This is a genomic window from Mycobacterium paraterrae (genome assembly GCF_022430545.2).
In the GTDB taxonomy this organism is placed as follows: Bacteria; Actinomycetota; Actinomycetes; order Mycobacteriales; family Mycobacteriaceae; genus Mycobacterium; species Mycobacterium paraterrae.
This window is the reverse complement of record NZ_CP092488.2, coordinates 3,094,861-3,120,303: the sequence shown is the minus strand read 5'-3', so window position 1 is coordinate 3,120,303 and position 25,443 is coordinate 3,094,861. Positions and strand designations below refer to the sequence as shown.

The following is a 25,443-nucleotide window of genomic DNA, read 5'->3' as shown; positions in this document are numbered from 1 at the left end:
GGCCGCATCGTCACCGAACGGGTTAGAGCTGTTCGGTTTCGGCGTAGTCCTGGTCGTCGTAGGCGGCGGCCTCGGCGGACCAGGTACCGGTGGCGACGTCGTAGCCGGCGACCTCCGACGGGTCGAAGCTGGCCGGGCTGTCCTTGAGCGACAGGCCCAGCTGGTGCAGCTTGACCTTGACCTCGTCGATGGACTTCTGACCGAAGTTGCGGATGTCGAGCAGGTCGGACTCGGTACGCGAGACCAACTCGCCGACGGTGTGCACGCCCTCCCGCTTGAGGCAGTTGTACGAGCGCACGGTCAGGTCCAGGTCGTCGATCGGCAGGGCGAACGACGCGATGTGGTCGGCCTCGGCCGGCGACGGGCCGATCTCGATGCCCTCGGCTTCGACGTTGAGTTCCCGTGCCAGACCGAACAATTCGACCAGCGTCTTACCCGCGGACGCCAGCGCGTCACGGGGGCCGATCGAGCTCTTGGTCTCGACGTCGAGGATCAGCTTGTCGAAGTCGGTGCGCTGCTCGACACGCGTCGCGTCCACCTTGTAGGTGACCTTCAGGACCGGCGAGTAGATGGAATCGACCGGGATACGGCCGATTTCGGCACCCGAGGCCTTGTTCTGCACGGCCGGGACGTAACCGCGGCCGCGCTCGACGACGAGCTCGATCTCGAGCTTGCCCTTGTCGTTCAGGGTCGCGATGTGCATGTCGGGGTTGTGCACGGTGACGCCCGCCGGCGGCACGATGTCACCGGCGGTGACCTCACCCGGGCCCTGCTTGCGCAGGTACATGGTGACCGGCTCGTCCTCCTCGGAGGACACGACCAGGCTCTTGAGGTTCAGGATGATGTCGGTGACGTCTTCCTTGACACCCGGCACGGTGGTGAACTCGTGCAGCACACCGTCGATGCGGATGCTGGTGACGGCCGCGCCCGGAATCGAGGACAGCAGCGTGCGCCGCAGCGAGTTGCCCAGCGTGTAGCCGAATCCCGGCTCCAGCGGCTCGATGACGAACTGCGAACGGCTGTCGCTGATGACCTCTTCGGACAGAGTGGGTCGCTGTGAAATCAGCATGGTGTTTCGTTATCTCCTTCTCGGCACCCGCTATTTGATGCCGTTGAGGCACTCGCGCCGGTTGGCGCGAGTGGTCTTACTTCGAGTAGTACTCGACGATGAGCTGCTCGGTGAGCGGCACTTCGATCTGCGCGCGCTCGGGCAACTGGTGGATCAGGATGCGCTGCTGCTCGCCGACCACCTGGATCCAGCTGGGGATCGGACGGTCGCCGGCGGTCTCGCGGGCGATCTGGAACGGGACCGTGTTCAGCGACTTGCCCTTGATGTCGATGATGTCGTACTGCGACACCCGGTAGCTGGGGATCGTCACCTTGACGCCGTTGACCGTGAAGTGGCCGTGGCTGACGAGCTGACGCGCCATCCGGCGGGTGCGGGCGATGCCCGAGCGGTACACGACGTTGTCGAGCCGGCTTTCCAGGATCTGCAGCAGCTCGTCACCGGTCTTGCCGGGACGGCCGGCCGCTTCTTCGTAGTAGCGGCGGAACTGCTTCTCCATCACGCCGTAGGTGAAGCGGGCCTTCTGCTTCTCCTGCAGCTGCTGGCGGTACTCGCTCTCCTTGATCCGCGCGCGGCCGTGCTGACCGGGCGGGTAGGGGCGCTTCTCGAACGACTGGTCACCACCGACCAGGTCGACGCCGAGACGGCGCGACTTGCGGGTGACGGGTCCGGTGTAACGAGCCATGTCTTCTTACCTAGACCCTTCTGCGCTTGGGCGGGCGGCAGCCGTTGTGCGGCTGGGGGGTGACGTCGGAGATGGCGCCGACCTCGAGGCCGGCGGCCTGCAGTGAACGGATCGCGGTCTCGCGGCCCGAACCGGGGCCCTTGACGAACACGTCGACCTTGCGGACGCCGTGCTCCTGCGCCTTGCGGGCGGCGTTCTCGGCGGCCAGCTGTGCGGCGAACGGCGTCGACTTACGCGACCCCTTGAAGCCGACGTGACCCGACGACGCCCACGCCAGGACGTTGCCCTGCAGGTCGGTGATCGTCACGATCGTGTTGTTGAACGTGCTCTTGATGTGCGCGGCGCCGTGCGGGACGTTCTTCTTTTCCCGGCGCCGGGTCTTCTGACCCTTCTTGGGCGCGGAGGCGGCCTTCTTTGCTGGGGGCATGACTTACCTGGCCTTCTTCTTGCCGGCGATGGTGCGCTTCGGACCCTTGCGGGTACGCGCATTGGTCTTGGTGCGCTGACCACGCACAGGCAGGCCGCGGCGGTGCCGAAGGCCCTGGTAGCAGCCGATCTCGATCTTGCGGCGGATGTCGGCCTGCACTTCACGGCGCAGGTCACCCTCGACCTTGAGATTGCTTTCGATGTAGTCGCGCATCTGGGTCACCTGGTCGTCGGTGAGGTCCTTGGTGCGCAGATCCTTGTCGATCCCGGTCGCGGCGAGGATCTCGATCGAACGAGTCCGGCCGATGCCGAAGATGTACGTCAGCGCGACCTCCATGCGCTTATCGCGCGGGAGGTCGACGCCCATTAGTCGAGCCATGGGGTGGCATTCCTTCTCTATGCGGAGGTCTCAATTCCCAGCCCGTTCCCGACCAACTGCTTCGGGGTCCGGCCTCCGTTCCGGACGTGGCTGAAGGCCTCATGCCTTCAGTGGTGCTGGGAGGTCCACATTCAGTTGTGTGCGGTCAAGCTCTGTAGGACTAGCCCTGACGCTGCTTGTGGCGCGGATCAGAGCAGATCACCATGACCCGTCCATGCCGACGGATCACCCTGCACTTGTCGCAGATCGGCTTGACGCTCGGGTTCACCTTCACGGCTGTTCTAGGTCCTGTCTGTGTTCTCGTCGGTTGCTTGTTCGGGCTTTTTACTTGTATCGGTAGACAATGCGGCCCCGGGAGAGGTCGTAGGGAGACAACTCCACCACCACCCGGTCCTCGGGCAGGATGCGGATGTAGTGCTGCCGCATCTTGCCGCTGATGTGGGCAAGCACCTTGTGGCCGTTTTCCAGCTCAATGCGGAACATCGCATTGGGTAGGGGCTCGACCACGCGGCCCTCGACCTCGATGGCGCCGTCCTTCTTGGCCATACTGTTCTTCAGATCCTCTTTTGGTTTCGTCGCTTCGTTTCGTTGCTTCGCAGCCCTTGTGGGCGCAGCACGCACCAGCCCTACAACGTGAGCCAGTGAGAGGAAATTCCTACGACAGGGCACGCGAGAAACCAGCGCGATAACGCACCGTTGCTCTACGATACCCGCTGATTCCTGCTGGCCAAAATCGCTCGTGGTGAACCCACGACGCCCACTGTCGCTCCCCGCGCGGGCGTGTGCAGGCGCATAATTATCGCTAATGACTAGCGCCGCAACTGCCGAAGCCGTCTCTCGCAAACCGGTGATGCTGACCGTCGACGACGACCCGGCGGTCTCCCGGGCCGTCGCCCGCGACCTGCGCCGTCGTTACGGCGATGCCAACCGCATCGTTCGTGCCGAATCCGGCCCCGATGCGCTCGACACCCTCAAGCAGCTCAAACTGCGCGGCGAGACGGTCGCCATGCTGGTGGCCGACTATCGGATGCCGCAGATGACCGGCATCGAGTTCCTCGAGGCGGCGATGGACCTCTACCCCGCCGCCAAGCGGGTGTTGCTCACCGCATACGCCGACACCCATGCCGCGATCGACGCAATCAACGTCGTCGACTTGGACCACTACCTGCTCAAGCCGTGGGATCCGCCTCAGGAGAAGCTCTACCCCGTCATCGACGACCTGCTCGAGGCCTGGCGGCGGGCCCCGGAGCGCGCGATCCCGCACACCAAGCTCATCGGTCACCGCTGGCACGCGCGGTCCTGGGAGGCCCGCAACTTCCTGGTCCGCAACGGGCTGCACTACAAGTGGTTCGAGGCCGACCACCCCGACGGCGAACAGTTGCTGCTGGCCGCCGGGGAGGACGGCAAGCGGCTGCCCGTCGTCGTGACCGAGAAAGGCGACCCGCTGGTCGAGCCCACCGACGCCGAGCTGGCCGACAAGCTGGGCCTGACGACCACACCCTCACAGGACTTCTACGACCTGATCGTGGTCGGTGGCGGGCCGGCGGGCCTGGCCGCCGCCGTGTACGGCGCCTCCGAAGGCCTGCACACGGTGTTGATCGAATCCACCGCAACCGGCGGGCAGGCCGGCCAGAGCTCGAAGATCGAGAATTATCTCGGCTTTCCGGACGGCGTCTCCGGTGACCAGCTGGCCACCCGGGCTCGCCTACAAGCGGAGAAGTTCGGCGCCGAACTCATCACCACGCGCACGGCGGTGGCCCTGGAGGCCAGCGGGTCCAAGCGCACGATCCGCTTCGACGACGGCAGCTCCATCGACGGGCGTTCGATCATCGTCGCCACCGGCGTCGCCTACAACCAGCTGACGGCCGACGGATGCGACACCCTGTCCGGGCGCGGGGTCTACTACGGAGCCTCGGTCGCAACGGACTGCGAAGGTGAAGAGGTCTACGTCATCGGCGGCGCGAACTCGGCGGGCCAGGCGGCAATGCACCTGTCGACCCAGGCGAAGTCGGTCACGATCCTGGTGCGCGGGCCGTCGCTGGAAGCGTCGATGTCGCACTACCTGATTCAGCAGATCGAGGCGCGACCCAACATCACCGTCCGCACGTGCACCGAGGTGCACTGCGCGACCGGTGACGAGCATCTCGAGACCCTGACCCTGCGCGACAACAAGACCGGCGCCACCGAGGAGGTCAGCTGCGCGCGGATGTTCATCTTCATCGGCGCCGCGCCCCGCACCGACTGGCTCGACGGGGTACTCGCCCGCGACGATCACGGCTTCATCCTCACCGGCCCGGACCTGCGCAACGTGTGCGGCTGGACGCTGGACCGTCCGCCGCACCATCTGGAGACCAGTGTGCCGGGCGTATTCGTCGCCGGCGATGTTCGGTCGGAGTCCGCCAAGCGAGTCGCGGCGGCGGTCGGAGAAGGGTCGATGGCTGTCATGCTGGTTCACCGTTACCTGGCGGAATCGTGACCGTCGAACGTGGTTGTGACGCAGACGAATTGCGTACGCTGTTCCTGTTCGAGCATCTGACCGACGAGCAGCTCGCGACGCTGTGCGCCGACGGGCAGATCGCCCACTACGAGCCGGGCCCGCTATTCCTGGAAGGCGAGCCCGCCACCTGTTTCTACGTGCTGATCGAGGGTGAACTGGCGATGTCCAAGCTCTCCGGCGGCCAGGACATCGAAACCAACCGAACCTCGCATCGGGGCGTGTATTGCGGTGCGTGGCAGGCGTTTACCGGCGAGAAGCAACAGCTCTACACCACCTCGGTACACGTGACCAAGCCGTCGCGGTTCTTCGTGATGGACGCCCCGGCGTTCGCTGAGTTCATGAAAGACCAGTTCCCGATGGCGGTTCACCTGCTCGACGGCATCGCCGTCGGCACCGAACGAACCCGCCGCCTGATCGACAATCGCGAGAAGCTGCTCGCGCTGGGCCAGTTGTCCGCGGGTCTTACCCATCAGCTGAACAACCCGGCCGCCGCCATCGCGCGCGCGGCCCAGGAGTTGCGTGGCCGCATCTCCAACATGCGTTCCAAACTGGCCATGCTGGCCGATGGCACGGTGAGCCCCGAGACGCTGAATGCCTTGGTACTGCTGCAGGATGCCGTCGCCGAGCAGGTCGCCAAATCGGCGTCGCAGCACCTGAGCGCGATCGAGACCTCGGACCGTGAAGACGCGGTCGGCGACTGGCTGGACGATCACGGCATCGACGACGGCTGGGACATCGCTCCGACGTTCGTCGAGGGTGGTATCGACACCGACTGGCTCGAGCGGATCGCCGCCACCGCCGACGAACTCGAAGCATCGGCGTCGTTGGAGCAGGCGATCAAATGGATCAGCTACACGATCGAGAGCGAGCTGCTGATGAATCAGCTCGTCGAAGCAAGCCAACGCATTTCGGCGTTGGTGGCCGACGCCAAGCAGTACTCGCAGATGGATCGGGCACCGTTCCAGGTGGCCGACGTGCACGATCTGCTGAAGAGCACGTTGACCATGTTCGCCGACCGGCTGGGCAAAGACAGCACCTGCCACGTCAAGGTGGCCAAGGAGTTCGATCGAACTCTGCCGCAAATCCCCTGCTTCCCGGGGGATCTCAACCAGGTGTGGACGAACATCATCGACAACGCGATCGCGGCGATGGGTAGCGCCGGCGGCACGCTCACGATCCGCACCTGCCGCGAAGCCAACGAAATGTTGCGAGTCGAGATCTGCGACACCGGCCCGGGTATCCCCGAGGATGTGCTCGAGCACATCTTCGAACCGTTCTTCACCACCAAACCGGTGGGCGAAGGCACCGGCCTCGGCCTGGATCTGGCGTGGAAGATCGTGGTCAACAAACATCACGGCGATCTGCGCGTCGAGTCGGTGCCCGGCGATACGCGGTTCATCGTGCTGCTGCCGCTGGAGATGCCGCCCGCGGTCGACGTTGCACTCCCTGAGAACGTCGACGCCGCCGAGGAAATAGCGCGAGCGTAAAAACTTTCCCGTCCACCGTTGCACCGGCGTCGAATAATTAACGGTGTGGCCGGTCGTCGGTCCGGGTACGCCAGGCAGGGCGACGAGCGGAGACGTCAATTTTCGGCTGTCCCAGTACCAGGTGCCGCCGTCGTCGCCAGGGGCAACGACACGGGGGGCGTAGAACATGGGCAGCGACGGGCAGAAATTCTCGGTGACCGGTGACATCTCGACAGATGTCAGCGAGCGCGTCGCGATGGCGCGACATTTCTCCGCCATCGGGCAGATGCCGTTCTTCCAGGAGATCAGTTCGGTCAACCCGCCACGGGTGGGCGTCCGCGGGCGCCAGTGCGTGCTGCTGGGTTCCAACTCCTACATCGGCCTGTCGACGCATCCGGACGTGGTCGCCGCGTCGGTGCGCGCGACCGAGGAATTCGGGACCGGGACCACTGGCAGCCGACTACTCAACGGGACCTACAGCCTGCACGTCACGCTGGAGAAGACGATCGCGGGCTGGCTCGGCCACGACGACGCGGTGGTATTCACCACGGGCTACCAGACCAACGTCGGCACCATCCAGGGTCTGATCGGCCCGGACTGCCTCGCCGTGGTGGACTCCTATGCGCACGCCTCGATCCGCGACGGGGTACGGCTGAGCCGAGCCGTCGAGGAGAGATTCGACCACAACGACGTCGCCTCGTTGAAGGACGCGCTGGCACGTCACGCCGGAACGACGTTTCGACGCATCTTGGTTCTGGTCGACTCGCTCTATTCGATGGAGGGCTCGACCGCCCCGCTCGAACAGATCATCAGCGTCTGCAAGGACGCGGGCGCGCTGCTGATGGTCGACGAAGCCCACGGCATCGGGGTATTCGGGCCGACCGGTGCCGGCTTGTCCGAACTCACCGGCACGGCTCAGGACATCGACGTGCTGATGGGCTCGCTGTCCAAGGCGATCGGCGGGCTGGGCGGTTTCGTCGCCGGCTCGCAGGACATCATCGACGAGATCCGATTCAGCGCGCGTTCACTGTGGTTCAGCACGTCGGGAACGCCCGGCGCGATGGCCGCCGCAGCCGCAGCGATCGACGTGATCCGCAGCGGCGAGGGTGCCGAACGCCGGAAACGCTTGGAGCGCAACGCTCGTCTGATGCGTGAATGCCTCAGGCCGCTCGACGTCGAGTTGAACCGACCCGACGAGGACAGTCCCGATTGGTCCCCCATCATCCCGATCAGGTTGTTCGACGAATTGCGGACGGTGCTGAGCTGGAACAACTTGAGCGACGCCGGAGTCTTCGTCACGCCGGCGATCTACCCGGCCGTGCCCGTCGGTAAGCCGGTGCTGCGAGTGTGCATGACCTCGGAGCTGAGCGTCGACGAAATCCGTTGGTCGGCACAGACGCTCGCCGGCGAACTCTCGTGGGCTCTGGCAGCTGCATGAGGGACGGCTTTCGGCTCGCGATCACGGGCGCGACCGGCGACTTCGGTCGTGCCGTGCTGCGATGGGCGTGCGACCACGACGACATCGCCGAAGTTACGGCGCTGGGACGTCATCCGACAAGTTTGCGGCACAGCAAGATTCGCCAGGCACATCTGGACCTGAGCGGTTCGTTCGACCTCGCGCCGGTGCGCGGTTACGACGCGCTGGTCCATCTGGCGTACTGCGTCGAGGAGCCACGCGACAAACGCCGCGCCTACCAGGTCAACGTCGCGGCGACCCGAACCCTCCTCGAACAGGCCCACGAAGTGGGAATCGGGCAACTGATTCTGACCTCGAGCGCGAACGCCCTCGGCGTGACGGCCTGTGGCACCGGCCGGCAATACCCCGAGACCCGCTATCCCGCCGGCGACCAGGACACTGGCCACTACTACTTCCAGCACAAGGCGCTGGTGGAGCATCTGGCGAACTGGTACTGGGCGAACGGCGATGGCAAGACGACGTTGGCCGTCGTACGGCCCTGCTACGTAGTGGGCGGGCATTTCGACAACTCGGGGCTACGGACCATGTTGTCGAAATCGGTTGTGTTTCCGTCACCGTCGCGGTCGTTCTATCAGTTCCTCTGGGACACCGACCTCGTCGACGCCTATGCGGCGATTCTCGACCGAGGGCTGGGCGGCCTCTACAACGTGTCCCCGGCGGACCACATCAGCGTGCGAGAAGTCTGCACGATCACCGGCGCCCGGTTGATCCCGGGTCCGCTGCGCCTGTTGAAGCCGGGGGCGAACCTGCTGTTCCGTATGCACCTGTCTCCCTTCTCTGGTCACTGGGTGACGCTCGGTGATCCGCTGCTGGACTCCGGGCTGTTGCAATCCACCACCGACTGGCGGCCGTCGATGAATTCGGCTGCGGCGCTGAAGAAGTACTTGGCCGCCCGCGACAATTAAGGAGTCACCCTGATGGACCGCACCGATCTCGAAGCCCGACTTTCCTACGTCGGCGCCGTGCGAAGGCACCTGCCCGAACTCACCGACACGCTGGAGAAGTTGGGACTGATGGCCGTCGAAGACCCCGCAACCGGAGTGGTCGACCTGTGGAAGCAGCACGGCGGCCCGCGCCTGACCGCACCCCGAGATCTCAGCGGGCTCGGCGCGACATGTGTGGAAACCGTTGAGCTGCAACGCGGTGTCGGCTATCTCAGCCCCTCGCTGGCCGCGGCGACCACCATGCACTATCTGTCGGTCGCCGGTCTGGTCGACTTCGCCGAGACCGCCGACGAGACGACCGTGGGGCTGGTCAAGTCGCTGATCGAGAACAACACCGTGTTCGCGTCGGGCTTCTCCGAGGGCACGATCGACGGCAGCGTCTTTCGCCCCACCATGACAGCGGAGTCCGTCGACGGCGGTTACACGGTGACCGGCAGCAAGAAGCCCTGCAGCCTGGCCGACAGCATGGACTGCGTGATGGCCAGTGTGGTGCTCAGCGACACCGATCAGCGAGCGATCACGCTGATCTGGAACGGTAGCGAGGGACTGTCCGTCGCACCGTTGTGGACCAGTTCCGCGCTGGGCGCCGCGCAGACGCATGCGGTGAACTTCGACAACGTCTTTGTCCCCAGCGATCTGTCCATGGTGAGCGACGTCGAAGATCCCGATGGCCGCAACGAGAAGTCGGGTTACGTGCTGTTCGGCTTGATCATCACCGCGGGATACATCGGCGCCGCCACCCGGCTCGCGCTCAAGCTGGTGGACCGGCCGCAGTTCGACGAGTCCGATTTCGTCGAGCTGTTCTCTCCGATCGAGGGCGTGTGGCGGGCCCTGCGGATGGTCGCGGCCCGTTACGACGACGGCGACCGCAGCGACGCGTTGTTCGCGGATCTGCTGTGGATCCGGCTGGGGCTTCGCGACCAGCTACAGACCAGCGTCGCGCGGATGGTCTCGCGGGTCGGCGGGGTCGGCTTCGCGACCGATCCCGAGGTCGCCTACCTGGTCGGGTGTATCAGCGCCTACTCGTTCCATCCGCCCAACCTGCGCGAGGCGGGGACCTTCCTGATCGACCACGAGTTGGCCGGTCAGATCGACCTGACCCGCGGCTAGCTCTCGCTGACTCCTACGGCCGCATGGAGTTTGGCGAGCGGCTTGGGTGCGTACCAGTTCCACCGGCCGACCAGCTTCATGAACGCGGGCATCAGCACCATCCGCACGAGTGTGGCGTCGACAATCACGGCGAGCGCCAGGCCGACGCCGATCATCCGCATGAATGACACCTGGCCGGTGGACAGTCCGGCGAACACGATCACCATCAGCAGCGCGGCGGCGGTGATGACTCGGCCCGCGGTGGCGATGCCCATTCTCACCGCCTCGGTGTTGTCCTCCTGGCGCTGTGCGGATTTCAGCCAATGCTCCCTGATCCGCGACAACAGGAAGACCTCGTAGTCCATCGACAACCCGAACGCGGTGGCGAACAGGAACACCAGCACGTCGGCGACCAGAGTTCCGGTCGCCGTCGTGCCCAGGCCACCGAGGTGTCCCTCCTGGAACACCCAGACCAGCGCGCCCAGCGTCGCCGACAACGACAACGTGTTGAGCACCAAGGCTTCCAGGGGCAGCACGAGGCTGCCGGTCAGCAGAAACACCAGGACGAAAGTTGTTGCCGCAACCAGCAACAGGACCACCGGAAGCCGGTGCACGATCTGATCGACCGAGTCGCGGTTCAACTGGTCGGCGCCAGTGAACAACGCCTCGGCACGATGCGGCACCGGGACCGACCGAAGCTGGTCGACCGCCGTTCGATACCGGGAGTCCAGCGACGAACCCGGGATGCTCGCCGACATCCACACGCTTCCGTCCTTGACGCCAGCCGGAAGCCCTGGCGGCCCGACGACTTGACCCTGGACGTACGAACCGCTTGGCGCCGCAATGGCTTCCACGCCGGGCACGTTCGACAGCGCGGTCGCGTAGTCGGCGATGTCGCCGACGCTGAGCTCACGTGCGTCTGGGATGACGATCGAGGTGGCCGCCGACGGATCGGCGGGAAACTCACTGCGCACGATGTCGCCGGCTTGGCGGGATTGCGCGCTCGTCGGAAGCACCCGATCGTCAGGCAGACCAAAGTGCGCGCCGGCGAACGGCGACCCGAGAAGCAGCAGCAGGGCCACCACCGCCACAGCGCAGGGCACTGCGTGGCGCATGACGAATGTCGCAACCCGATACAAAACACCTTGCCGCACATCAGGATTCGGGTGACCACGACCGAACAACGCCCTGATGTTCAACGACTCGATGCGGTCGCCGAGCAGTGTGATCACGGCGGGCGCAACGACGACGGCGTACAGACCGGCCAACGCGACCACCCCACAGCCGGCGTATGCCATCGAGCGCAGGAAATACATCGGGAACACTGCCAGCGCGCTGACCGCCAGAAACACCGTGCAGGCGGAGAACAAGATCGTCCGCCCCGCAGTCACCATGGCATGGCGCAGGGCGACGTCGCGGTCGCCCACCTCGGCGTACTCCTCCCGGTACCGGTGAATCAGCAGCAGCGTGTAGTCGATCGCCAGGGCCAGGCCCATCGCGGTGGTCAGGTCCAGCGAAAAGACCGACACGTCGGCGAACATCGTGATCACCCGCAGCATGCCGAGCGTCCCGATGATCGCCAAGCCACCCACCACCAGCGGTAGCAGCGCGGCGAACAGCCCACCGAACACCCACACCAACACGATCAGCGACAGCGGCAGCGTGATCGCCTCGGCCCCGACCAGGTCCCGCTCTGACTGGTCGTTGATCTCCGACGCGACGGTCGCCGTCCCTCCGGCGATCACCTGTAGCCCGTCGCGCTGCCCGGTGAACCGGTCCGCGATTGTCTTGGCATGCTTGGGCGCGTCGTTCTCCGAACCGGTGATACCCGCGATCACCAGCGCGGTGTTGCCGTCCTTGCCGACCAGGGTGGCAGCCAGCGGTGACCCGTCCCAGGGCGATTCGACATCCTTGACGAATTCGGATCGGCGTAATTCATCGACAAGCGTGCGGCCCGCCGCCGCTGTCGACTTATCCTGCACGCTGCCCCGGGCGCGGATCACCAGCGTCAGATCCATCTCGCCCTGGCCGAATGTCGTGGTGAGAACCTTCATACCGCGCGATGACGGCGACCCCGGGTCTTGAAACCCCGCTGCGCCAAGATGTTCAGTGACAGTGGCGCCGAAGATGGCTGCGACGACGGTGAACAACAACACTGCGGCGAGCGCTCGCCTGGGCGCCGCGATCACCAGGCGCGCCAGCATCGAAAGCATCGGGGCGAAGCTACCCAAAGCCATCCGGTACCAAACCTGGAATAGACGCGGTCCGGCGGTAGGTTGGAGGCAACATGACCGATTCTGCTGCGAGCAAACCCAACCTCGGCCGGTTTGGATCTTTCGGACGTGGCGTCACGCCTGAGCAAGCCAAAGACATCGAAGCCCTCGGCTACGGAGCGGTCTGGGTCGGCGGTTCGCCGCCCGCCGAGCTCGCCTGGGTCGAACCGATCCTGGAAGCCACGACCACGTTGCAGGTGGCCACCGGCATCGTCAACATCTGGTCGGATGCGGCCAAGCCGGTGGCGGAGTCGTTCCACCGGATCGATCGCGCCTACCCGGGCCGTTTCCTGCTGGGAATCGGCGTCGGACACCCCGAGGCGGTCACCGAGTACCGCAAGCCCTACGACGCGCTGGTGGAATACCTCGACGAGCTCGACGAGTTCGGGGTGCCCGCCCACCGGCGGGTCGTAGCGGCCCTGGGGCCGCAGGTGCTGAAGCTGTCCGCGCGACGCAGCGCGGGCGCGCACCCATACCTGACCACCCCGGAACACACCGCTCAGGCCCGCGAACTGATGGGGCCGTCAGCGTTCCTCGCGCCTGAACACAAGGTGGTGCTGACCACGGATGCCGAGCATGCCCGCGCCGTGGCCCGCAAGATGCTCCCGGTCTATTTCAACCTGGCCAACTACCGCAACAACTGGAAGCGGCTCGGATTCTCCGAGGAAGAGACGACATTTCCGGGCAGCGACCGGCTGATCGATGCCGTGGTCGCCTACGGCACCCCGGACGCCATCGCGGCGCGGCTCAAGGAGCACCTTGACGCGGGTGCCGACCACGTGCCTGTGCAAGTTCTGACCAAAGATGAAAACCTGGTGTCGGCCCTGGCGGAATTGGCGGGGCCGCTGGGACTGACACCGGCCTAGACCACGACAAGGGGACGTGATGACCGAGGGCGTTTCGCTCAAACCCGACTTGGGCCGCTACGGGGTTTGGCTGGGCAGCCGCTCGGTGAGCCCTGGCGTGGCCAAGCAGATCGAAGCGCTGGGCTACGGCGCGGTCTGGGTGGGCGGTTCACCCGACGCCGACCTCAGCTGGGTGGAGCCGGCGCTGGCGGAGACGTCGACGCTGCAGTTGGCCACCGGGATCATCAACATTTGGGCGTCGCCGGCTGCGGACGTGGCCGCGTCGTTCGAGCGTATCGAAAGCGCTTATCCGGGAAGGTTTTTGCTGGGCATCGGGGTGGGACACCGCGAACACACCGACGTCTACCAAAAGCCGTTCGACGCCCTGGTCGAGTACCTCGACGCGCTGGACGCCGCGTCGGTGCCGACCAGTCGACGAGTGCTCGCGGCGCTCGGGCCGAAAGTGCTGGCGCTGTCCGCCGAGCGCAGTGCGGGTGCCCACCCGTACCTGACCACGCCCGAGCACACGGCCCACGCCCGGGAACTGGTCGGCAACACGGTGTTCCTGGCTCCCGAGCACAAGATCGTGCTCACCGACAACGCCGACGAGGCCCGCGACATCGGGCGCCGGACCGTCGAGTTCTACCTAGACTTGAGCAATTACGTCAACAATTGGCGCCGGCTCGGATTCACCGACAGCGATGTCACTAAACCCGGCAGCGACAAGTTGATTGACGCGGTTGTCGCACACGGCACGCCCGAACAGGTGGCGACCCGACTCAACGAGCACCACGAGGCCGGGGCCGATCACGTCGCCATCCAGGTGCTGGGCGGACCCGACGGCAAGCTTCTCGGCGCGCTGGAATCTCTCGCCGGACCTTTGGGATTGACGCCCCTGAGCTGACCGCCGCGCTAGGGTCTTGTCCATGCGGTTGTTGGTCACCGGGGGGGCCGGGTTCATCGGTGCCAATTTCGTGCACTCGACTGTGCGCAATCATCCCGAGGACACGGTGACCGTGCTGGACGCGATGACCTATGCGGGCAGCCGTGAGTCGCTGGCCCCGGTTTCGGGCGACATCACGCTGGTTCAGGGCGATATCACCGACGCCGAGCTGGTCTCGCGGCTGGTCGCCGAGTCCGACGCGGTGGTGCATTTCGCGGCCGAGACCCATGTCGACAATGCGCTCGCCGACCCAGAGCCGTTCGTGCAGACCAACGTCGTCGGGACGTTCACCATCCTGGAAGCGGTGCGCCGGTATAACGTGCGGCTGCACCACGTCTCGACCGACGAGGTGTACGGTGACCTCGAACTCGATGACACGCAGCGGTTCACCGAATCCACGCCGTACAACCCGTCGAGCCCTTATTCGTCGACCAAGGCCGCCTCGGATCTGTTGGTGCGAGCCTGGGTGCGGTCTTACGGTGTGCGGGCGACAATCTCCAACTGCTCCAACAACTATGGGCCGTTCCAGCACGTGGAGAAGTTCATCCCACGTCAGATCACTAACGTGCTGACCGGCCGGCGGCCCAAGCTGTACGGCACGGGCGCCAACGTCAGGGATTGGATCCACGTCGACGACCACAACGACGCCGTACGCCGCATCCTCGACGGGGGCCAGATCGGGCAAACCTATCTGATCGGCGCCGACGGCGAACGTGACAACCTTTCGGTGCTGCGGACCCTGCTCGAGTTGATGGGCCGTGAGCCCGACGACTTCGACCACGTCATCGACCGCACCGGGCACGACCTCCGCTATGCGATCGACCCCTCGCAGCTGAGCTCCGAATTGGGTTGGGCACCAAAGCACACCGACTTCGCTGAAGGCCTGCGGGCCACCATCGACTGGTATCGCGACAACGAATCCTGGTGGCGGCCACTCAAAGACGCTGTCGAGGCGCGCTACGAACAACGGGGGCAGTGACGTGGAGGTCCGTGAACTCGAGATTGCCGGCGCATGGGAGATCACTCCGCGTTTGCATCCGGATTCGCGGGGCCTGTTCTTCGAGTGGCTCACCGACCGGGAATTCACGGGATTCGCGGGCCATCGACTCGACGTCCGCCAGGCCAACTGCTCGGTGTCCGCGGCCGGCGTACTGCGCGGCCTGCACTTCGCCCAACTGCCGCCGAGTCAGGCCAAATACGTGACCTGCGTATCGGGTTCGGTGTTTGACGTCGTGGTCGACATTCGGGTGGGCTCCCCCAAATTCGGTCGATGGGACGCTGTGACGCTGGACGACCGCAGCCGCAAATCGGTGTACATCTCCGAAGGACTCGGCCATGCTTTCCTTGCGCTGGAGGACAATTCGACCGTGATGTACCTGTGCTCCTCGGAGTACAGCCCGCAACGCGAACATACAATTAACGCCACCGACCCGGCACTGGCGATCGAGTGGCCGGACGGTCACGAATTGGTGATCTCCGACCGGGATGCCGCGGCGCCGACGCTGGACGAGGTGCGAGCCGCGGGACTGCTGCCGACCTGGGACGAGGCCCGGGCTTTTGTCGAGGGTTTACACGCCCACTGAATGACGGTTGGTTACCTGCCGTTGGGGGTACCTTTAGCTGGGGTTTCAGACTAAAGACCCCGTCTTGGCGTCAAGGAGGTCGTCATGCTTCATCAACTGTTGCTGGCCAGCTACAGCCAGCCGGAAGCCGCAGGCTTCATCTTGCGTGGCATCAAAGGCATTTTCGTCGCGATCGGCAGCGTCATCGCCGCGATCGTCTGCGCAATCATCGCAGGAACCAAGGGCCGCAGCGCAATTGGCTGGGGAATCCTCGGATTCTTTTTCAGTATTTTGACGCTGATCGTCGTGATTGTAATCCCGTCCAAGAAATAACCGGCGACTAGAAGGGCGGCGGCTCGTCGTTCGCGACGAGCGGGATGGCGGCAGACTCACGCACTTTACGAGTGTGATGCCGTTGCGCGGCAATGTAATTGGCCCGGTTCTGCGCGCGGGTTCGCACCCGCCTGGGCATCATCGCGGCTCGGTCGACGCAGCACGACCGACCGAGCGATTGCTCGAGCCCGCCGGTCGGCGCGCAGAGACTTGGGAACAGCACCGCGCTGCCGGGCGTCGTGACATAAGTCTGCCCCGCGGGTGACGTCCAGATCAACGTGCCGTCGGCGAGCTGTCGGTCGTGCCAGCCCCAGAAGGTCTTCATCAAATGGTGCAGGCGGCATAGGGTTTTCAAGTTCGAGGCGTGAGTTGCTCCGCCGTCGGCGTGCGGAACCGTGTGGTCGATGTCGGACCGTGTCGCGGGTTGATCGCAGCCCGGGAAGCGACAGGTGAGGTCGCGACAACGGACAAAGTCGGCCAGCGCCCGCGATGGCCGGTATCCCGGTTCAGGCGGTGCATCCGCGGGATGAACCAACGGGCGCAGCTTGGCAGTACGGGCCAACTCGGCAACCAACTCAGCCGGGATGAGCGCGTCAGACCCGATCAACGAGCCGGGCTTCGGCGCGTTTGGCCGGAGGCTTGCTTCGTCTGCTACGACATGGATCACCACCGGGCTTGCGGGCGGCTTCGATCCCGCCGGACAGCCGGACCGTCCGCAGCGGCAGGCGAGTCGATCGGCACCGACTGCGAGCGCGCCCATCGCGTCGGCCCGAAGCTGACTACGAGTCCGCGGGTCGTCGGCGCACACCGTCGCCGCGAGCGCATCCAACCGGGCATCGACCGCATGCGCATCGGTCGTAACGAGCCGGCCGAAAACCTCGGTAAGACCGTCTTCGTCGCCCCAGATCGAGAACTCGCGACCACCGCGGCGCTCCCGCCGTCGCCGCACTGCATCGCGGTCGACGCGCGCCACGACCGAATCCACGTAGCCACCCAACCGGCCCTGGGTGATACCCGGCCAGCGTGGGACTTTCACCGCCAGGTCGGCGTCGACGGCGGCCAGTATGTCGGGATCGGTGATCAGATCGGTGCGGTAGACGATGGTCCGAAAGGTCCGGTAGTCGATGTCGCCTGCGCACAGCAGCGCCCCGACCCGCGGTAACCGCAGCCGCAGCGCCCGGGCGTATTCCAGGTAACTGTCCGCCAACTTGCGCGTGATGCCCAGCGCCGCCGCGATCTCGTCGTTGATCGCGTCGTGGGTGTCGGTCCCCCAGCTCTCCCGCTCACCGAATCGCCTCAGCCACAGCACATCCAATTCGCCGACGACGGTCAGCCGCTCACCCGCTGCGCGGTTCTCCGCCCGCGCAGCAGCGCGCAGCCGGTCGATGACGGACGACGCTTCTTCGAACATGCGTTCGATAATGCCAAAGGGGTCGGACAAGAATGCACCGCGAGACGGGATCAGGGTGAGACGATGCGCTGATGGTCAGCGTCAAGGCCGAACGGCCGGGGTGTGCGATAGCCCGGAATCGGCACTACGACGCGGCCGCGGCCCGGCGCCGCCGGTTGCTGCTGTTGGCGACCGCCATGGGCGTCGCCATCACCGCGGGCTTCGGCGTCATGGAGTTGGTCTTGAGCCCGAGCCCGAGTTACATCGGCTTGGTCGACCTCGGTGTCGCCACGGTGCTGGCGACGGTTCCGCTGCTCTACCGATTCGGCGAGCTCGCCCCGCCCCTGGCCTACATCACGGTCGTGTATGCGGCCGTCACCTTTTTGTGCTGGCACCTAGGTACCGGCTCGGGTGTCCAGTTCTACCTTCTCATCACGGGCGCGGCCGCAGTGATGATCGTCGGAATCGAACGCGTCGGTCTGGCCGTCGCGGTGGCGGTGGTCGGTGTCGCCATTGTCATCGCGCTGGAATTCACCGTCCCGCACGATACCGGCGCCGAACTTTCGTGGCTCATCACCGTGGGGTTCGTCGTCAACGCAGGCGCGGCGGGCGTCATGGCGGTCGCGATCGTCTGGTACGGCTTACGCCAGATCGCCAGCGCCGAGGCGGCTCTGGAGCAGGAGTATCAGCGTTCCGAAGCGTTGCTGGCCAACATCCTGCCCGGCGCCGTCGCTCAACGACTCAAGGACCGGCCCGGGTCGGTGATCGCGGACAAATACGACGATGCGTCAATCCTTTTCGCGGACATCGCCGGCTACACCGAGCGGGCCAGCGACACGCCGCCAGAGGAGTTGATCAGTTTTCTGGACGACCTCTACAGCAGTCTCGACCTGCTGGTGACGCGGCACGGCTTGGAGAAGGTCAAGACCAGCGGCGACGCCTACATGGTTGTCAGTGGCGTCCCGGAACCCCGCGCCGACCACCTCGAAGCGCTGGCCGATCTGGCCCTCGACGTCGCCGAAGCTGTTGCCGGCCTAACTGATTCGCGTGGTCGTGCCGTTCCGCTGCGCATTGGCTTGGCCTGCGGTCCGGTGGTGGCCGGCGTGGTCGGATCGCAGCGCTTCTTCTACGACGTCTGGGGCGATGCCGTCAACGTCGCGTCCCGGATGGAGTCCACCGCGGAGGTCGGGCGTATTCAGGTGCCGGACGACACGTATCGCCGCCTGCGCGGTCGTTTCGTGTTCACCGAGCGCGGCGAGATCGACGTGAAGGGCAAGGGTGTCATGCACACCTGGTACCTGACCGGGCGAAGACAGGACGCGTGATCGCCCACAATCCGACCGTCAGCAACTCGGCGATCACGCTGATCGCCGCGTGTGGGGCTGGCTGCCAACCGGTTTCGCTGAAACCGAACAACCCGACGGTGCGCGACAAGACGAAGGCGACCAGTGCGCCACCGGCCAGGCCGGCGGCGGCCCACTGCAGCCATCACGGGCCGCCGAGCAGGATCAGCAGAGCGAGCGCGAGCGAGACGCTTGCCTGCGCGAGAAAAGCAGATCCGATCATCGGGATATGGTGATAGCCATGGATATAGAGATACGCATGGCTGACGCCGCTGACCGCCGTCGCCACCGCGATCGCTAGTCGTATCAGAATCATTGCAGCGTCTTTTCTTTCAGCGCGAGTGTGGTGTGACCTCGGTCGTAGCTGACCTCTCGGATGCCCAGCGCGTCCCGTAACTTTCCGGCGGGCAGTGTCACCGGCTTGGGAGCCGGTCCGTCACCGGGATGCGGTAGCGGATAGGCGGTAGTAGTTCCGCTGTGGAACGTCACGTTGCCCTCGGTCTTGGAAAACAGTTGGTGTACATGGCCGTTGAGGCAAGTGACTGACGAGAATCGGCGCAGGTAGCTGAGCGCTTGGGCGGCGTCGTCGGTGCCCCACCCCCAATCCGGGTACATGGCGAACAGCGGAATGTGGCTGAACACGATGATCGGGGTGTCACTCGGCAGCGCCGCCACGTCTTTGGCGACGAAGTCCAACTGATCGACACCGAGATGCCCGAGCTTTTTGAGGTTCAGCGTGTTCACCAACGCGATCACGTGCACACCGGCGATGTCGAAGCTGTACCAGCCGTCACCTCGTGTCCCGGCACCGAACGCGCTGCGGTACTTTTGGCCGACGTCGTCGATGGAGTCATGTTCGCCAGGAACGGTGAAGACGTGCTGGGTCCGCAATCCGGACATCATCTGCTTGACCTGATCGAACTGCCCGGGGGTGGCCAGATGTGTCAGATCACCGGTGTGGATCACGAAATCAGGCTCGTAGCCCAGGTTGTTGATCTGACCGATCGCATGCGTAAACGACCCTGCGACATCAGGATTGGCTTTACCCGTGAACCCGATGTGACTGTCGCTGACCTGAGCGAAACGCAACGCGGGCCGGCTCGGGCTGCGTGCCGCGTCGGCGGTGCCGGCGACGTGGGAGACGACCTCGCCGCCGACCACCGCGAGGCCGACCGCCGCGCCGAACCACGCGCTGTGCCGGATGAGTTGACGCCGGTTCATGGTGTGCGGCTCGTCGGTCATGGCGTCACCACCACGGTGGCGCGCATGAACGGGTGGATCGAGCAGACGTAGTCATAGCTGCCGGCTTTGGGGAAGGTGAAGGAAAACGTTGCCTGCGAGCCCATTCCAGGTGAGTGGAAAGATCCGTCGTTGGCGACAACGGTGTGCGGTTCCTCGTCCCGGTTGGTCCAGGTGACCGTGCTCCCAGCCTTGACGGTGATCGTCGCCGGTGAGAACGCGAAGTTGTCGATGGACACCGCGTTTCCGGCCACCGGAGCCGAGGGTCCGGCCGTCGGAGCTGACGGCCCCGCAGGCATGTTCGGCATCGGCGACATGCCGCCCATCCCCGGTGTGGACGCCGCCGGACCGAACGTCACCGACGGCGCCTTGGCCGGCGGCGGCGACGAACACCCCGCCACCGTCACCGTCAAGAGCAGAACGCGCGCGCCCCAGAGTTGTCCGCGCATGACCACACACCTCCATCGTGGCGTGCAATCACGCCTCGCCAAGAGATAGGGCAGCGGGTTACAGCGTCAGGCCGGCTCGTTCGGAGACGCCGGGACGAACACTTCGATCACGCCATCTTGCTCGCGAACCATCAACGTGGGCAGCGGTTTCGGCGCTATCGGCAGCTGATGGGTCAGCACCAGACCGGCGGGCGTAAACGACGTCGTATGGCACGGGCAGCGCAACCGATCGTCGGGTGCGTCGAACCACAGCCGGCAGCCCTGATGGGTGCAGACACCCGACACGGCCTCGGGCTTACCGTCGACCCGACGGACGAATCCGATCACCGAGCCCACGTCGAAAGGCCGCATGGCGCCTTCGGATACGTCACCACTCGCCGCGACCCGGACCCAGCGCCCGGTGTTGGGCGTGAGCTCTTGCGGCCCGTCGTTGTTCCGCTGGGCGACCTGCGTGCCGTCGATCAATGCGCGGTCGATGGACACCGCCGCGACCGCAGCCGCCGCAGCGGCCGACGTGCCGACGATGACGCTGCGACGGGTGGCATTCGCCGTCGGCGCGGTCCGCGCGGAACCGTCTTGTTGGGCGGCGAGTCGCCGATGCAGATCGGTCAAGAATTCCGGACGCGGCGCGTCGCTGTCCGGGCGCGCGGACTGGAGGTCGATCGCGGTTCGGATCTGGGCGGCCTCGAAGTCGTCGGGCCGGAACGGCTTTGGGCGACGGCCGCGCAGCAGGTCGTCGATGTAGGAGCGCAATGCTCGCGTGTTCATGATCCGCCCTCTTCGTTGACCTGCGCGGCCAGTCGCAACGCCCGATGCTGGAGCACCTTGGCATTGGCGACACTAACCCCTAGTTCGGCCGCCGACTCCTTGATCGAACGGTTGTGCAGGAAGCGAAGTTCCAGGATTCGTCGATAGTTGTCCGGCAACTGTGCGAGGACACCGGCGACCCGCTGCGGCGCGGTGCTGATGGCCTGCTCGCTTTCGGGTGGCTGCTCGATATCGTCGATCGAGGTGATCTCGCGGCCCAACGTCTCGCGCCAATGGGCGGCCAGCACGGTTCGCGCGGTGGTCCGCAGATAGCCGCGGATCTCGCCGACACTGGCCGTCAATCGCAGGGGCCGCAACGCGGCGAGGAACACCTCTGCGGTGAGGTCCTCGGCGTCGGCCCGGTTGCCGACGCGGGCATAGATCGTGCGGTATACCCAGGTGGCGTTGTCCTGGTAGACCGCTTCCCAGTCCGGGTATCCGTCGCCGGGCACCAACCGCAGCGGTCGCGGGGCGACAGAATCACCGTGTGCCGTCACATGCTGCCTGCCTGTCGAAAGCGTGGCTCCGCCGAGAATCTTGCCTGTCAGTGGTCCATAGCGTCTCGGGTTACACGGAGCAGCCCGTGACTAGCCTTTGCGGCGGCGGAACAGGATGGTTACGCTGCGTCGCCGGTTGAGATATCCGGGTGCGAACGTGAAGTCGTCGGTCTTGTGAAAGAGGTGTCCCTCGAACAGGACTGCGCGGTTCTCTCGATAGGGAATCACGGTCGATTCCGCGTTCTGCGCCTCGAGGAACTCGCGAACCTTCTCGCCGCCGGAGTTGTAGTCGTCGTAACTCCAGTCGCTGGGCGCCTTCTTGTCCCACATCACCAGGCCGCCGCTGTCCGGGTCGAGGTTCGCCGAATCGGGGGTGATCCACACGTTCAGCGAGTAGTCGGCGTCATCGCCGTGGATGTCGGTACCCGGCAGATGGCCGTCGTAGACGAAGGCCCACCAGGCGGCCAACTGGAAGTCGGCGAATGGCTCACCCATCGCCGCAGCGAACTCCTCTGCGACCGCGAAAAGGGAGACGCTGGCGAATCCGTGTTGGGGAAACGCCCCGACGTAGCCGAACGGGTAGGCGTGCCGCCAGACCGTGGATTCGAGGCAAAACCGTCGCAGCTGTGCCAGTGCGTCCGGTGTCAAGAAGTCGTCGATCACCTGAACTTCTCTGCCGGCCGCGAGTTCTTGCCGGATAGGCACGTAGTCGACAGCCGGGTTCAGGTATGAGGGCAGTCGCTCCTCGGCAACCCTCACGTAGGGCGGGTCGGCGAGCATCCGGCCGTTGATCGGGTTCAGCGATATCCACGGCGGCTCGCCGTCAGCGGCATCGATGACCTCGCTCAGGCCCTGACGCATACCTTCGAGCCCACTGACGAATCCGTTGACGGACGCCTGCTGCTGGTCGTTGCTGGCCATGATGTGCTCGAGCTGTTCGACATTGTGCAGGGCGAAATGAGCCGGAACCGAGTATTGAGCGGGCGCTGCCGCGAGGCGCTCCTCGCGACCGAGGGCGGCGACCTGTTCGAGCTCCGACAGCGCCAGGCCGTAATTCTCCTGCGCGACATACACTCTCGCGAGCGCATCGTGAGCAGGCGCGGACGACGGGTCGGTGTCCACCGCGCGCGTGGCGTAATGCAACGCCTTGTCGAGCTCACCGAGTTCCAGGGTGGTGGATGCCAACAGGTACAGCACCGGGAGCGTCGGGTCGTCATCGACGACGTCCTCCAGCACGGTAACGGCAGCCGCGAACTCGCCCCCCTGCACCAGACGTTCGGCTTCGGCCAAGGCTGTCGTCGCAATCGACACGGATTCCGCCACCGCTGTTCCTACCTGTCGTGTGTGGAGCACACCGTCCAATCGTGCAGCGTACTTGGACAAAAAGACGTCGGCCGGACACCGTTAAGGTGCCCGGCCGACGGAAAGGTAGGTGCTAGCCAGCTGACGCGGCGTTGGCGGCCTCGGTCGCTGCGTAGGAACCGGCGCTGGTGCCCAGCGTGTTCACGAACTGCTCGTGAATCGCGGCCGCCTGGGCGGCGACGGCTTGGTAGAGCTGCGCGTGAGCGGCGAACTGGGCAGCGGTCAACGCCGACACTTCGTCGGCCGCAGCAGGTACGACGCCGGTCGTCGGGCCGGCCGCGGCGGCATTCTGGGCCGAGAAGGACGAGCCAATGCCGCCCAGGGCGGTCGCTGCCGAGCTCAGGGCTTCGGGCTGAGTGGTCACGAATGACATGTGCATGTCTCCTCAATACGAACTTCGCGACGGCGCGCGAAGCGGTCTAACGGTGGCCTGTGCGAGAACCGTAAGACCAACTATGCCGGATGGGAAGACGAGGAGGCCAGTGCCGGCCGATCTCACGATGCCGCGGGCGTCGTACCCGGCCGGCCCGCGTGCGTATCGAGGTGCTCGAACACCGTCGGCGCCGCCATACTCCCGCTCACAGCCGCCGTTAAGAATCTCACCGTAAAAAACGCTGGCAACGAGCCTCGTCCGCGCGGTCTGACCGAGCCCGCGGGGTCCGGGATTTTGGATAACCAGATTTTTATTGTTGGCCCCCTGCCATTCACTTTTTGCGAGCCGGATCGATGCCACCACTCGCCCCTCCAATAGCGCAGCTGAAGGCCTGTTTTCACGACCAGTCGCGCCCACCTTCGGCAAGGTCGGAGCGGCACACCAGCGCCGGCGTTTCGACCCCGCCGTACGACAGCTCGGTCCGTCGAACCGCTGAGTCTCACTAATCTTCTGGCTGCGGAATCGTTCCAGGCAGCTGCCAGGCGCTGTGCACTGAATTGCCAGCTGCGGAGGAACGCTTCGTGAAGCTTTCAATCGCCCTGCGCGTACCGGCGCGGGGCTCTGGGGACCACACAGCCGAGCGAGGGACACGGATGGTTTTCGATTTCGGGGCGCTACCGCCGGAGATCAACTCCGGCAAGATCTACACGGGTCCGGGGTCGGCGCCGCTGCTGGCCGCCGCCGCGGCGTGGGAGGCGCTGGCGAGCGAGCTGCAGACCACCGCGGCCGGTTACGCCTCCACGCTCACCGAGTTGACCTCGAGTTGGCAGGGGCCCTCGTCGCAGGCTGCAGCCAGCGCGGCGGCGCCGTACACCGCGTGGTTGAGCACGACCGCAGCCCAAGCCGAGCAGACGGCGGCGCAGGCACAGGCTGCCGCAGCCGCCTACGAGGCTGCGTTCGCCGCCAGCATCCCGCCGCCGGTCATTGCGGCAAACCGCGCCTTGCTGGCGGCGTTGGTCGCCACCAACTTCCTCGGCATCAACACACCGGCCATCGCCGCGACTGAGGCCGCCTACGCCGAATTCTGGGCTCAGGATGCGGGAGCGATGTACGCCTACGCCGGCGCCGCGGGGGCGGCGACCCAGCTGCCGGCCATCACTGAGGCACCAGCCACGACGAACGACAGCGGGCAGGCCAGCCAGGCGGCGTCCACCGCGCAGGCAGCGGCATCCCAGCCCGCTGACGCCACGAGCGATCTCCTGGCGTTCCTGACGCAGATCAACACCCAGTTGACGACGCTGAACACCGACATCACCAGCTTCAGCACACAATTGACGGCCGCTCAGACCGCGTTCATCAACTCGCTGGGAATACCGGCCATCACGGCGACGCTGCCCCCGGACGTGACGGGCGGCGTGTCGAGCGTGTCGAAGTTGATCAGCGCGCTGAACAGCAGCATCAGCACGTTCCTCGCCGGGCCGTTCAGCCCCTTGGGGTATGCCTCCGGCGCGATCAGGAGCTTCTACCAGGCGTCTATCAGCATCCCGGGCCTCGGTGTCGGCATTCAGGGCATCGGGCCGCTACTCCACCCGACTCCCATCACCGGGGCGCTGTCGCCGTTGCTGCACAGCGGGCTGCTGAGCGGTTCGTACTCCGGGGCGGGCAGCGCCGAGACGCTGGCATCGGTCGGGCGGGCCAGTTACATCGGTTCGCTGTCGGTGCCGCAGAACTGGGCCGCCGCCACACCCGCGGTCCGCTCGGTCGCGGCCGAGATGGAGGCATCCGCGGTCGACGCGGCCCCCGAGATGGGACTCGCCCAGCCCGGCATGTTCGGCCAGACGGCGCTATCCAGCCTCGCCGGACGGGCCATCGGCGGTACCGCCACCCGCGCGGCCGTTGGTCAGGGTTACCGCGTCCCCGGCGCGGTGGCGGCCGACGAGATCGCCACCAGCGCCACCATCATCGTCATCCCGCCGAGCGCGGAATAAGGAGAGTCAG

Annotated in this window: 26 protein-coding genes and 1 pseudogene; 12 read left to right on the top strand and 15 right to left on the bottom strand. The window is 65.6% G+C overall.

Features of this window, described 5'->3' with window-relative positions; all coding sequences use genetic code 11:
• Positions 1-22: 22 nt before the first annotated feature.
• The 6 genes from MKK62_RS15045 to infA form a co-directional block, all read right to left on the bottom strand.
• Complete coding sequence (locus MKK62_RS15045; RefSeq protein ID WP_240259689.1) at positions 23-1,069, bottom strand: DNA-directed RNA polymerase subunit alpha; 1,047 nt, start codon at positions 1,067-1,069, stop codon at positions 23-25.
• 76 nt (positions 1,070-1,145) lie between these two features.
• Complete coding sequence (gene rpsD, locus MKK62_RS15040; RefSeq protein ID WP_067341979.1) at positions 1,146-1,751, bottom strand: 30S ribosomal protein S4; 606 nt, start codon at positions 1,749-1,751, stop codon at positions 1,146-1,148.
• Between the two features lie 10 nt (positions 1,752-1,761).
• Positions 1,762-2,178 carry a 30S ribosomal protein S11 gene (rpsK, locus tag MKK62_RS15035; RefSeq protein ID WP_240259698.1) on the bottom strand — a complete coding sequence of 139 codons (417 nt, stop codon included), beginning with the start codon at positions 2,176-2,178 and terminating at the stop codon, positions 1,762-1,764.
• A 3-nt stretch (positions 2,179-2,181) separates the two neighbouring features.
• Positions 2,182-2,556 carry a 30S ribosomal protein S13 gene (gene rpsM / locus MKK62_RS15030; RefSeq protein ID WP_240259706.1) on the bottom strand — a complete coding sequence of 125 codons (375 nt, stop codon included), beginning with the start codon at positions 2,554-2,556 and terminating at the stop codon, positions 2,182-2,184.
• Between the two features lie 160 nt (positions 2,557-2,716).
• Positions 2,717-2,830 (bottom strand): 50S ribosomal protein L36, encoded by a 114-nt coding sequence (gene rpmJ, locus MKK62_RS15025; RefSeq protein WP_003879483.1) that lies wholly within the window; start codon positions 2,828-2,830, stop codon positions 2,717-2,719.
• A gap of 50 nt (positions 2,831-2,880) precedes the next feature.
• On the bottom strand, positions 2,881-3,102 hold the full coding sequence (infA, locus tag MKK62_RS15020) for a translation initiation factor IF-1 (RefSeq protein WP_003418601.1): 222 nt from the start codon (positions 3,100-3,102) through the stop codon (positions 2,881-2,883).
• Between the two features lie 259 nt (positions 3,103-3,361).
• Here infA and MKK62_RS15015 point away from each other — a divergent pair, with 259 nt between their 5' ends.
• The 5 genes from MKK62_RS15015 to MKK62_RS14995 all read left to right on the top strand — a co-directional run bounded on the left by MKK62_RS15015 (position 3,362) and on the right by MKK62_RS14995 (position 10,050).
• Positions 3,362-5,032, top strand: a complete 1,671-nt coding sequence (locus MKK62_RS15015) for an NAD(P)/FAD-dependent oxidoreductase (RefSeq protein WP_240259708.1) — start codon at positions 3,362-3,364, stop codon at positions 5,030-5,032.
• A complete protein-coding gene (locus MKK62_RS15010; RefSeq protein ID WP_240259710.1) occupies positions 5,029-6,540 on the top strand; it encodes an ATP-binding protein in 1,512 nt (503 codons plus the stop codon). The genes MKK62_RS15015 and MKK62_RS15010 overlap by 4 nt, the downstream gene beginning before the upstream one ends.
• A 166-nt stretch (positions 6,541-6,706) precedes the next feature.
• Complete coding sequence (locus tag MKK62_RS15005) at positions 6,707-7,957, top strand: aminotransferase class I/II-fold pyridoxal phosphate-dependent enzyme (protein WP_240259712.1); 1,251 nt, start codon at positions 6,707-6,709, stop codon at positions 7,955-7,957.
• The gene (locus tag MKK62_RS15000; RefSeq protein ID WP_240259714.1) at positions 7,954-8,901 is read left to right on the top strand and encodes an NAD-dependent epimerase/dehydratase family protein; all 948 of its coding nucleotides are present in this window, start codon (positions 7,954-7,956) and stop codon (positions 8,899-8,901) included. Before MKK62_RS15005 ends, MKK62_RS15000 begins: the two co-directional genes overlap by 4 nt.
• 12 nt (positions 8,902-8,913) lie before the next feature.
• Positions 8,914-10,050 (top strand): acyl-CoA dehydrogenase family protein, encoded by a 1,137-nt coding sequence (locus MKK62_RS14995; RefSeq protein WP_240259716.1) that lies wholly within the window; start codon positions 8,914-8,916, stop codon positions 10,048-10,050.
• On the opposite strand, the gene MKK62_RS14990 is transcribed toward MKK62_RS14995, so the two are convergent.
• Positions 10,047-12,266 (bottom strand): MMPL family transporter, encoded by a 2,220-nt coding sequence (locus MKK62_RS14990; protein ID WP_350355726.1) that lies wholly within the window; start codon positions 12,264-12,266, stop codon positions 10,047-10,049. The genes MKK62_RS14995 and MKK62_RS14990 overlap by 4 nt on opposite strands.
• Positions 12,267-12,316: 50 nt before the next feature.
• Here MKK62_RS14990 and MKK62_RS14985 point away from each other — a divergent pair, with 50 nt between their 5' ends.
• From MKK62_RS14985 to MKK62_RS14965, 5 genes are all read left to right on the top strand, one after another.
• On the top strand, positions 12,317-13,168 hold the full coding sequence (locus MKK62_RS14985) for an LLM class F420-dependent oxidoreductase (RefSeq protein WP_240259718.1): 852 nt from the start codon (positions 12,317-12,319) through the stop codon (positions 13,166-13,168).
• A gap of 19 nt (positions 13,169-13,187) precedes the next feature.
• Entirely contained in the window at positions 13,188-14,051 is an 864-nt protein-coding gene (locus MKK62_RS14980) for an LLM class F420-dependent oxidoreductase (protein ID WP_240259720.1), read from the top strand.
• 22 nt (positions 14,052-14,073) lie between these two features.
• Positions 14,074-15,069 (top strand): dTDP-glucose 4,6-dehydratase, encoded by a 996-nt coding sequence (rfbB, locus tag MKK62_RS14975; RefSeq protein WP_240259722.1) that lies wholly within the window; start codon positions 14,074-14,076, stop codon positions 15,067-15,069.
• A gap of 1 nt (position 15,070) precedes the next feature.
• A complete protein-coding gene (gene rfbC / locus MKK62_RS14970; RefSeq protein ID WP_240259724.1) occupies positions 15,071-15,673 on the top strand; it encodes a dTDP-4-dehydrorhamnose 3,5-epimerase in 603 nt (200 codons plus the stop codon).
• 84 nt (positions 15,674-15,757) lie between these two features.
• Positions 15,758-15,985 carry a deoxyribodipyrimidine photolyase gene (locus MKK62_RS14965; RefSeq protein ID WP_240259726.1) on the top strand — a complete coding sequence of 76 codons (228 nt, stop codon included), beginning with the start codon at positions 15,758-15,760 and terminating at the stop codon, positions 15,983-15,985.
• Positions 15,986-15,992: 7 nt separating this feature from the next.
• Here MKK62_RS14965 and MKK62_RS14960 read toward each other — a convergent pair whose 3' ends face one another.
• Complete coding sequence (locus tag MKK62_RS14960; RefSeq protein WP_240259728.1) at positions 15,993-17,396, bottom strand: HNH endonuclease signature motif containing protein; 1,404 nt, start codon at positions 17,394-17,396, stop codon at positions 15,993-15,995.
• Positions 17,397-17,467: 71 nt separating this feature from the next.
• On the opposite strand from MKK62_RS14960, the gene MKK62_RS14955 reads away from it, so the two are divergent.
• On the top strand, positions 17,468-18,700 hold the full coding sequence (locus MKK62_RS14955; RefSeq protein WP_240259730.1) for an adenylate/guanylate cyclase domain-containing protein: 1,233 nt from the start codon (positions 17,468-17,470) through the stop codon (positions 18,698-18,700).
• Here the strand turns inward: MKK62_RS14955 and MKK62_RS14950 are convergent.
• From MKK62_RS14950 to MKK62_RS14920, 7 genes and pseudogenes are all read right to left on the bottom strand, one after another.
• Positions 18,657-19,034, bottom strand: a pseudogene (locus tag MKK62_RS14950) (hypothetical protein). The gene MKK62_RS14955 and the pseudogene MKK62_RS14950 sit on opposite strands and share 44 nt — an antisense overlap.
• Positions 19,031-19,960 (bottom strand): metallophosphoesterase family protein, encoded by a 930-nt coding sequence (locus tag MKK62_RS14945; protein ID WP_240259732.1) that lies wholly within the window; start codon positions 19,958-19,960, stop codon positions 19,031-19,033. Before MKK62_RS14945 ends, MKK62_RS14950 begins: the two are co-directional and overlap by 4 nt.
• Positions 19,957-20,406 carry a cupredoxin domain-containing protein gene (locus MKK62_RS14940; RefSeq protein WP_350355725.1) on the bottom strand — a complete coding sequence of 150 codons (450 nt, stop codon included), beginning with the start codon at positions 20,404-20,406 and terminating at the stop codon, positions 19,957-19,959. Before MKK62_RS14940 ends, MKK62_RS14945 begins: the two co-directional genes overlap by 4 nt.
• A gap of 66 nt (positions 20,407-20,472) precedes the next feature.
• Positions 20,473-21,174: a QcrA and Rieske domain-containing protein gene (locus tag MKK62_RS14935; protein ID WP_240259734.1), complete on the bottom strand. Its 702-nt coding sequence runs from the start codon at positions 21,172-21,174 to the stop codon at positions 20,473-20,475.
• The gene (locus MKK62_RS14930) at positions 21,171-21,710 is read right to left on the bottom strand and encodes an RNA polymerase sigma factor (protein WP_240259736.1); all 540 of its coding nucleotides are present in this window, start codon (positions 21,708-21,710) and stop codon (positions 21,171-21,173) included. The genes MKK62_RS14935 and MKK62_RS14930 overlap by 4 nt, the downstream gene beginning before the upstream one ends.
• 90 nt (positions 21,711-21,800) lie before the next feature.
• Complete coding sequence (locus tag MKK62_RS14925; RefSeq protein ID WP_240259738.1) at positions 21,801-23,033, bottom strand: tetratricopeptide repeat protein; 1,233 nt, start codon at positions 23,031-23,033, stop codon at positions 21,801-21,803.
• 112 nt (positions 23,034-23,145) lie between these two features.
• Positions 23,146-23,445, bottom strand: a complete 300-nt coding sequence (locus tag MKK62_RS14920) for a PE family protein (protein ID WP_240259740.1) — start codon at positions 23,443-23,445, stop codon at positions 23,146-23,148.
• 653 nt (positions 23,446-24,098) lie between these two features.
• On the opposite strand from MKK62_RS14920, the gene MKK62_RS14915 reads away from it, so the two are divergent.
• On the top strand, positions 24,099-25,433 hold the full coding sequence (locus tag MKK62_RS14915; RefSeq protein ID WP_240259750.1) for a PPE family protein, SVP subgroup: 1,335 nt from the start codon (positions 24,099-24,101) through the stop codon (positions 25,431-25,433).
• The last annotated feature ends 10 nt before the right edge of the window (positions 25,434-25,443 follow it).

What these genes read in the sequence shown, in the direction of transcription:
- rpsK (WP_240259698.1), bottom strand. Translation starts at nt 2,178, where the DNA reads ATGCCCCCAGCAAAGAAGGCCGCCTCCGCGCCCAAGAAGGGTCAGAAG.
- MKK62_RS14980 (WP_240259720.1), top strand. Translation starts at nt 13,188, where the DNA reads ATGACCGAGGGCGTTTCGCTCAAACCCGACTTGGGCCGCTACGGGGTT.
- MKK62_RS14955 (WP_240259730.1), top strand. Translation starts at nt 17,468, where the DNA reads ATGGTCAGCGTCAAGGCCGAACGGCCGGGGTGTGCGATAGCCCGGAAT.
- MKK62_RS15005 (WP_240259712.1), top strand. Translation starts at nt 6,707, where the DNA reads ATGGGCAGCGACGGGCAGAAATTCTCGGTGACCGGTGACATCTCGACA.
- rpsD (WP_067341979.1), bottom strand. Translation starts at nt 1,751, where the DNA reads ATGGCTCGTTACACCGGACCCGTCACCCGCAAGTCGCGCCGTCTCGGC.
- MKK62_RS15000 (WP_240259714.1), top strand. Translation starts at nt 7,954, where the DNA reads ATGAGGGACGGCTTTCGGCTCGCGATCACGGGCGCGACCGGCGACTTC.
- MKK62_RS14965 (WP_240259726.1), top strand. Translation starts at nt 15,758, where the DNA reads ATGCTTCATCAACTGTTGCTGGCCAGCTACAGCCAGCCGGAAGCCGCA.
- MKK62_RS14990 (WP_350355726.1), bottom strand. Translation starts at nt 12,266, where the DNA reads ATGGCTTTGGGTAGCTTCGCCCCGATGCTTTCGATGCTGGCGCGCCTG.
- MKK62_RS14945 (WP_240259732.1), bottom strand. Translation starts at nt 19,960, where the DNA reads ATGACCGACGAGCCGCACACCATGAACCGGCGTCAACTCATCCGGCAC.
- rpsM (WP_240259706.1), bottom strand. Translation starts at nt 2,556, where the DNA reads ATGGCTCGACTAATGGGCGTCGACCTCCCGCGCGATAAGCGCATGGAG.
- MKK62_RS14920 (WP_240259740.1), bottom strand. Translation starts at nt 23,445, where the DNA reads ATGTCATTCGTGACCACTCAGCCCGAAGCCCTGAGCTCGGCAGCGACC.
- MKK62_RS14960 (WP_240259728.1), bottom strand. Translation starts at nt 17,396, where the DNA reads ATGTTCGAAGAAGCGTCGTCCGTCATCGACCGGCTGCGCGCTGCTGCG.
- MKK62_RS14935 (WP_240259734.1), bottom strand. Translation starts at nt 21,174, where the DNA reads ATGAACACGCGAGCATTGCGCTCCTACATCGACGACCTGCTGCGCGGC.
- MKK62_RS14915 (WP_240259750.1), top strand. Translation starts at nt 24,099, where the DNA reads ATGGTTTTCGATTTCGGGGCGCTACCGCCGGAGATCAACTCCGGCAAG.
- infA (WP_003418601.1), bottom strand. Translation starts at nt 3,102, where the DNA reads ATGGCCAAGAAGGACGGCGCCATCGAGGTCGAGGGCCGCGTGGTCGAG.
- MKK62_RS14940 (WP_350355725.1), bottom strand. Translation starts at nt 20,406, where the DNA reads ATGCGCGGACAACTCTGGGGCGCGCGCGTTCTGCTCTTGACGGTGACG.
- MKK62_RS14985 (WP_240259718.1), top strand. Translation starts at nt 12,317, where the DNA reads ATGACCGATTCTGCTGCGAGCAAACCCAACCTCGGCCGGTTTGGATCT.
- rfbB (WP_240259722.1), top strand. Translation starts at nt 14,074, where the DNA reads ATGCGGTTGTTGGTCACCGGGGGGGCCGGGTTCATCGGTGCCAATTTC.
- MKK62_RS15045 (WP_240259689.1), bottom strand. Translation starts at nt 1,069, where the DNA reads ATGCTGATTTCACAGCGACCCACTCTGTCCGAAGAGGTCATCAGCGAC.
- MKK62_RS15015 (WP_240259708.1), top strand. Translation starts at nt 3,362, where the DNA reads ATGACTAGCGCCGCAACTGCCGAAGCCGTCTCTCGCAAACCGGTGATG.
- MKK62_RS14995 (WP_240259716.1), top strand. Translation starts at nt 8,914, where the DNA reads ATGGACCGCACCGATCTCGAAGCCCGACTTTCCTACGTCGGCGCCGTG.